The 6,662-nt window shown below is 35.4% G+C and carries 6 protein-coding genes and 2 rRNA genes; all 8 read left to right on the top strand.

What is annotated here, in order from left to right; all coding sequences use genetic code 11:
• Positions 1-233 (top strand): 23S ribosomal RNA (locus ABJG98_RS09505); the annotation flags it as partial.
• A gap of 92 nt (positions 234-325) precedes the next feature.
• Positions 326-437, top strand: a 5S ribosomal RNA gene (rrf, locus tag ABJG98_RS09500).
• Positions 438-531: 94 nt separating this feature from the next.
• Positions 532-2,400: a BatA domain-containing protein gene (locus ABJG98_RS09495; protein ID WP_348279270.1), complete on the top strand. Its 1,869-nt coding sequence runs from the start codon at positions 532-534 to the stop codon at positions 2,398-2,400.
• Positions 2,397-3,650 (top strand): dihydroorotase, encoded by a 1,254-nt coding sequence (locus ABJG98_RS09490; RefSeq protein ID WP_348279269.1) that lies wholly within the window; start codon positions 2,397-2,399, stop codon positions 3,648-3,650. The genes ABJG98_RS09495 and ABJG98_RS09490 overlap by 4 nt, the downstream gene beginning before the upstream one ends.
• Complete coding sequence (locus ABJG98_RS09485; RefSeq protein WP_348279268.1) at positions 3,647-4,162, top strand: DUF4199 domain-containing protein; 516 nt, start codon at positions 3,647-3,649, stop codon at positions 4,160-4,162. Before ABJG98_RS09490 ends, ABJG98_RS09485 begins: the two co-directional genes overlap by 4 nt.
• Entirely contained in the window at positions 4,159-4,680 is a 522-nt protein-coding gene (locus tag ABJG98_RS09480) for a DUF4199 domain-containing protein (RefSeq protein WP_348279267.1), read from the top strand. The genes ABJG98_RS09485 and ABJG98_RS09480 overlap by 4 nt, the downstream gene beginning before the upstream one ends.
• Positions 4,673-5,644 carry a glycosyltransferase family 2 protein gene (locus ABJG98_RS09475; RefSeq protein ID WP_348279266.1) on the top strand — a complete coding sequence of 324 codons (972 nt, stop codon included), beginning with the start codon at positions 4,673-4,675 and terminating at the stop codon, positions 5,642-5,644. Before ABJG98_RS09480 ends, ABJG98_RS09475 begins: the two co-directional genes overlap by 8 nt.
• A complete protein-coding gene (locus ABJG98_RS09470; protein ID WP_348279265.1) occupies positions 5,637-6,662 on the top strand; it encodes a glycosyltransferase in 1,026 nt (341 codons plus the stop codon). The genes ABJG98_RS09475 and ABJG98_RS09470 overlap by 8 nt, the downstream gene beginning before the upstream one ends.

Raw genomic sequence — 6,662 nt, 5'->3', positions numbered from 1 at the left:
AGTACGAGAGGACCGAGTTGGACTAACCGCTGGTGTACCAGTTGTTCCGCCAGGAGCACTGCTGGGTAGCTACGTTGGGAAGGGATAAGCACTGAAAGCATCTAAGTGCGAAACCCACTACAAGATGAGATTTCTTTTAAGAGATGTTCTAGATTAGGACGTAGATAGGCTGCAGGTGTAAAGGCAGTAATGTCAAAGCTGAGCAGTACTAATTACTCGTAAACTTTTTTGAAGCGTTTCGATAAACTCGCGTTTTTCATGTGAATCTTTCATTTTAATGTCAAGACATTAAGTCCTGTCCTATTATATGGATATAGGCAAATTTTATGGTGATTATAGCGACGGGGTCCACCTCTTCCCATTCCGAACAGAGAAGTTAAGCCCGTCAGCGCTGATGGTACTGCCGTAACAGGTGGGAGAGTAAGTCGTTGCCAGTTTATTATTAAAGGGTATTGCCGTAAGGTGATACCCTTTTTTTGTTTTATATAACTTGCTACCTGGATAGATCGTTAAAAGTCAAAAAAATATTAAGTGAATTTTTGGTGGTACTTCATTCTCTTTCTTCTCGTACCAATTTTGGTACACCTTTTTGATTTTCGAAAGGCACGAAAGCTTCATTTTTCATCTGTTAAGTATATTATTAATTTCGCGTCTAAAACAAAGTCCAATACTCGACTTAAGTACTTCTTAATTCTGTCGAATAGGATTTTAATATTCTCATCACTAATAGTATTAATTGTAATATTATTAGCTAAGCAACAATTTAGTAGCGGGGCTGAAGGATTAGTAGGAGTTCACTTTGATAATTCAATTAGCTCATCATTAGGCAATGCAGATGTCAAGGTTGAAAATGGATTAAGACAAATTAAACAAGAAGCTGGGGCTATGTTGTTATTTAACAACCAAAGCAAATCTTTCATAGATAAGAATTCAATTGTTTCTGTTTCAAATAATAAAACACCGCGCTCTATAAGTTTAGCTAATGTGTTTGATTTATTTAATGAGAATAGCTTAACGACTCATTATTTATTTTCTGACTTTCAAACAATCGATGTTGATGAATTAAAAAAAAACTTTGTAGATAGTTTGAAAAGTTATCACCTTATTCTGACGAATGATCTGAGTAAGATGAAGAATGTGAGCATTGATAGCTTGTATTTGATACCCAATCAAGACAATCTATCAGAATTATCTATTCTGGTCCGTTTCAAAGTTTTCAACATGGCAAGTGGTAGCGTTGTTGTGAAATTAGTGAAGGGTACGAGACAACTAAGTTCGGTAGTAAAGGATGTAACTGAATTAGATGTTGTTCGATTTGATATATCTAAAGATAACTATGGTGACTTTGAAATAGTAATTGATGGAGATGATGTAAGCTTTGATAACACCTTTCATTTCACAATTGGGGAAAGACTTAAATCAAGGATAACCATCTTGAGCTCTGAAAAAAGGGATATTATCAGAGCAGTTTATCGCAATAGCCAATTGTTTGAAGTTGAGGAACAAGATGTAACTAATTTAGATTTTGAAAGGTTAAAGGAATCTGATTTGGTTGTGATAACTAATCAGAATTCATTACCTGAAGCTCTAAGAAATCAGCTTGAAAACGTAAGTTTTATCATTTTTCCTTCGGATTCAATTGATGTGGATTCTTATGAGGATTTTATTGATGTTTCAATGTTAAGCAGTGAAAGGGTTTTATCCGAAATCTCAATTGACTCTAATCACCCTTTACTTAAAGGCGTATTTGAAGAAAAACTTAAGGATGGATTGATGCCGTCGGAAGTTTCATTATTTCAAATAAAAGGAAATTTTGAGCCTGTCATTCAATTTAGAGGTGGAAATACATTTCTATTGAAAAAGAAAAATGTTTATTTCTTTAACTCTTCATTTAAATCAAATTCTGGTGGATTTAAATCAAATGCGTTATTTCTCCCCATCTTGTATCAAATTGCTTTTTCAGCAACAGGAAGCATGGAAACTCCTTATTATTATCCTGGAGAAAGAATAATAGTATCTGCAAAGGCGACTGACATTCCCATCAAATTAGTTAGGAATAACTATGAAATAATACCAGCATTTAATTCGAACGGTTCTCAGATTATACTTGAATTACCTGATGACTTACTAGAAGGGAAATATACACTGATGCGAAATCAAGATACCCTACGTAGAATCTCAATTAATATTCCTAAGGATGAGTCTATAATGAAGGCACCTAATTTTGAGGAAATGAAAAGGGCTTTAGCTGATTTAAATAATGTATCCGTCTCTAAAATTATTGATAGTGATGATATTGTTTTTGCAACGGGTTCTCAATCTAGCTTATGGAAATATGCATTAATTTTGGCAGTGTTTTTAATCCTTACTGAAACAGTACTGCATAGATATCTTAGATGAGCATATTGCTAAAAAATGTACTTGTACTTGATTTAAACTCACCTGTTCACGGCAAGCAATCAAACATTCTTATTGAAAAGGGTATTATTACTTCCTTAAATGGTAAGTCGGCTTCAAAAGAGTATGATTTAAAGGGAAAAACCGTTACTAGCGGATGGGTTGACTTGAATGCACAATTTCATGATCCAGGATTTGAATATCGAGAAGACATTGTTTCTGGTACTAAAGTTGCCCAAGCTGGAGGATTTACAGACGTATGTCTAAGTCCGGAAACTTATCCACCCATCGAAACTAAAAGTGATGTTAGTTATATATTAAAGAAGACTCTACCCCAACTAAATCTTCATGTTGGTGCTGCAGTAAGTGAAGGGTTGAAAGGGGAAAACCTGACAGAAATGATGGATTTGCATGAGGCAGGAGCAAATGTTTTTTCTGACGGTGATTTTCCAATTTGGAATGCTGAATTACTATTGAAAGCTTTACAGTATACAAATAGTATGAAAGTATCCATCTTTCAAAATGCTAGAGATGCTCATATTTCTGCTAATACTCAAATGCATGAAGGAAGGGTAAGCACTAATTTAGGATTAAGAGGAGAGCCTTCGTTATCTGAGGAGTTAATCATTCAAAGGGACATTGAGATCCTAAAGTATAGTGGAGGTAATTTGCATTTTTCGAGAATATCATCTGCTAAAAGTGTTGATCTTATTAGGTCAGCTAAGAAGGCTGGCCTATCGGTAACATGTGACGTTGGAATCCATCACCTACTATTTACCGATGAGTCGATCGGTGAGTTTGATTCAATATTTAAAGTAATACCTCCTTACAGGTCTGAAAAGGATAGAAAAGCCCTTGTAAAGGGGGTTAAAGAGGGTGTTATTGACGCTTTATGTTCCAATCATCGCCCCTTTGACCAGGAGTGTAAGCAACTCGAGTTCGATTTAGCAGATCCTGGAAATATCTCTCTTCAAACTTTCTATGCCTCACTTCTCCGCATATCTGAGGATATTCCGCTAGAAACATTGATAGAAAGAGTAACGAATGGTCCAAGGTCGATCCTTCGATTAGAAAATATAAAAATAGATGTAGATCAATCAGCTAAGCTTACTGTGCTGGATCCTCATGCTATTTGGAAGTTTGATACTGATACAAACTTATCAAAATCTCAAAATTCTCCTTATTGGAATGCAGAACTAACGGGTAGTGTGGTGGGGACAATAAATGGGTCTAAAGCAACTTTTAACCAGTGATAAAACCAACGCTAAAGTATTCGATACTCTGTGGTGTATTCCTCATAGGGCTATTTTTTATTTCTATCAATTTTGGAAGCAATCCTTTGTTGGATTTTCGCCATTTCATTTTTGATTTGGGTGTGTTTTTCTTGTTTATATTTTTTGCTGGGAAGGAATACAAAGATTTTAGAAATAATGGTTTTTTACACTTTTGGCAAGGGATAAGTATTGGGCTTATTGTGCTAATTCCCGCGGTTATACTATTTTCTTTTGTGTTTTATGTAATATTTGAAACGAATGTGGAACTAATAAATGGATACAAAGAAGGTGCAAAGGCATTTCTGTTAGATAGGAAGGATATCTTTCTAAATGAATTTTCTCAAGAACAATTGGATGAACAGCTTGCCGCTGTGGATGATATAACAACAACTCAGCTAATGTTTAGTACCTTTTGGAAGAAAATTGGAGCAGGATTCCTAATAACACCTGTTGTATCAATAATTTTAAGAAAAAAACCTAAAGAACTATGAACAATCACGCAATCAAGTCTGGACTTATGCTCGGTGTAATAGGCATTGTCCTTACTCTTTTAATCTACATTGTTGATCCTACTTTTTTAGTATCAATGTGGATGCTTTTATTTTTCCTCATCTTTATTGTACTAGTTTCCTACTTTGGAATACAGCATAGAAAAGAAATTGGGGGCTATATGGCTTTCGGAAAGGCATGGATTTATTCTATGCAGTTATTGGTAGTTGCTGGTATAGTAGCCACCATTTTCAATATATTGTTATACAATGTTATTGATCCTGAATTGCCATCAATGTTGGCAGACCAATCTGTTGAAAATGCAGAAGCTATGATGTCAAGATTTGGAATGCCAGAAGATCAAATGGATGAAGCATTAGAAAAAACAAGAACTGATACCTTGGATAGATTCACAGTAATGGGATCAATCAAAGGATTCTTAGTGGGATTAATTTTCTATGCAATTTTGTCACTAATTACTGGTGCAATAATTAAAAAGAAAGAACCTGAGCTTGAATAAAGATTTATCTATAATCGTACCTGTTTATAACGAGGAGGAATCCATTCCAGAACTTTTGGAGTGGATTTTTCGCGTTGTAGACAGTCATGGTATCTCGACAGAAATATTAATGATTGATGACGGAAGTACTGATTCTTCCTGGTCTGTTATAGAACAGAAATCAAAAAAGGATGGGCGGGTCGTCGGATTGAAGTTCAATCGTAATCATGGTAAATCGGCCGCACTTCAAACGGGATTTGATGTCGCTGAGGGTGAAATTGTGATTACTATGGACGCGGATATGCAAGATAGTCCGGATGAAATTCCTGAACTTATACATATGATTGATGAGTTGAATCTCCACATAGTATCTGGATGGAAGAAAAAGCGACATGATCCAATCAGTAAGACAGTACCTTCTAAGTTGTTTAACTACGTGACAAGCAAAGTATCTGGAATTAAGCTACATGATTTTAATTGTGGTCTCAAAGCTTATCGGAAAGATGTTGTGAAGAATATTCAGGTGTATGGAGAAATGCATAGATATATCCCTCTAATTGCTAAATGGAATGGGTTTAATAGGATCGGTGAAAAAGTAGTTGAACATCGTGCAAGAAAGTACGGTACTACAAAATATGGCATGAAACGTTTCATTACAGGATTCCTAGATTTGCTCTCCGTTACCTTCGTTTCTAGGTTTAAGAAGAATCCAATGCATTTTTTCGGTGTATTCGGGTCTCTTTCATTTATTGGTGGTTTTCTTATTACCATATGGGTGATTGGAGAAAAACTGTATCGGCAGTATCAAAAAATGGAAGTTAGAGATGTGGTAGATCAGCCACTATTCTTTTTGGCTTTGGTAGCCTTAGTTGTAGGAATGCAGCTGTTTCTAGCTGGTTTTTTAGCGGAAATGATGATCCAAGTCAATCAAAAGAAAGGTGATTACCTAATTTCTGAGAGAACTGATGATCAGGGCAATGCCTAAGTATTCCATCATTATTCCAATCTATAATAGGAAAGAGGAAGTTTTGGAGCTTATTGAGAGCTTAGGTGATTCTTCTTATAAGAAAATTGAACTTTTGCTTATTGATGGTAGTCCAGATAATGTTCTTAAAGATATTGATCAAACTGTTATTAACGGATCTTTCCAATTTCACTATCAGCGAATTCACAAGCCATATTTAGGTATTAGTGACTCTAGAAATCTTGGAGCCAAGATAGCCAAAGGAGAGTTTTTGATTTTTTTTGATTCCGATGTAATCATTCCACCTGAGTATTTTGATGTCTTGGATGAAACACTCGGCAGCATTAATTATGACATGTTTGGCGGCCCTGACTGTGCGCATGAATCGTTTAACCCTGTTCAAAAAGCAATAAGTTATTGTATGACTTCAGTTTTAACCACCGGAGGGATTAGGGGCAAAAAAGTACGTGTTGGCAAATTCAAGCCACGAGGCTTTAATATGGGGGTTAAGAAAAAAATATTTGATGAGGTAGATGGCTTTAATTCGAATCTTAAGGTAGGCGAAGATATTGATTTAAGTATCCGGGTGATAAATAGAGGGTATAAAAGCGGATTGATTCCAGAACTTTTTGTTTATCATAAGAGGAGAGTCAACTTGAAAAAATTTTATAATCAAGTATTTCGGTTTGGTGCGGCTCGAATCTTATTAGGAAAAAATCACAAGGGAGAAAATCGGATAGCCTTTTACTTCCCGCTATTTTTTTTGATAGCTCTTTTAGCAGGTCCGTTTTTACTATTTAATGTTCGATTATTCCAACTATGGAGTTTTGGATTAACAGCATATCTTCTAATGAATTTAATTATTGGAACTATTCAGAACAAATCACTTCGGGTAGGTTTACTGATCGTACCAACATTACTGGTTCAGTTTACAGCATATGCTTTTGGATTCATCAAAAATTGGTATTTCGTCTATGTCCTAAAGAAATCTGAGGGAATTTTCACAATAAAAAAAGAAGGACCTGATAGTCCTGAGTAA

Source organism: Ekhidna sp., from assembly GCF_039960695.1.
Lineage (GTDB): Bacteria > Bacteroidota > Bacteroidia > Cytophagales > Cyclobacteriaceae > Ekhidna.
The sequence above is the reverse complement of the archived record's forward strand: the minus strand, read 5'-3'. Positions and strand labels throughout refer to the sequence as shown.

Coding starts and splice junctions, on each gene's coding strand:
- ABJG98_RS09490 (WP_348279269.1), top strand. CDS start 2,397: ATGAGCATATTGCTAAAAAATGTACTTGTACTTGATTTAAACTCACCT.
- ABJG98_RS09480 (WP_348279267.1), top strand. CDS start 4,159: ATGAACAATCACGCAATCAAGTCTGGACTTATGCTCGGTGTAATAGGC.
- ABJG98_RS09470 (WP_348279265.1), top strand. CDS start 5,637: ATGCCTAAGTATTCCATCATTATTCCAATCTATAATAGGAAAGAGGAA.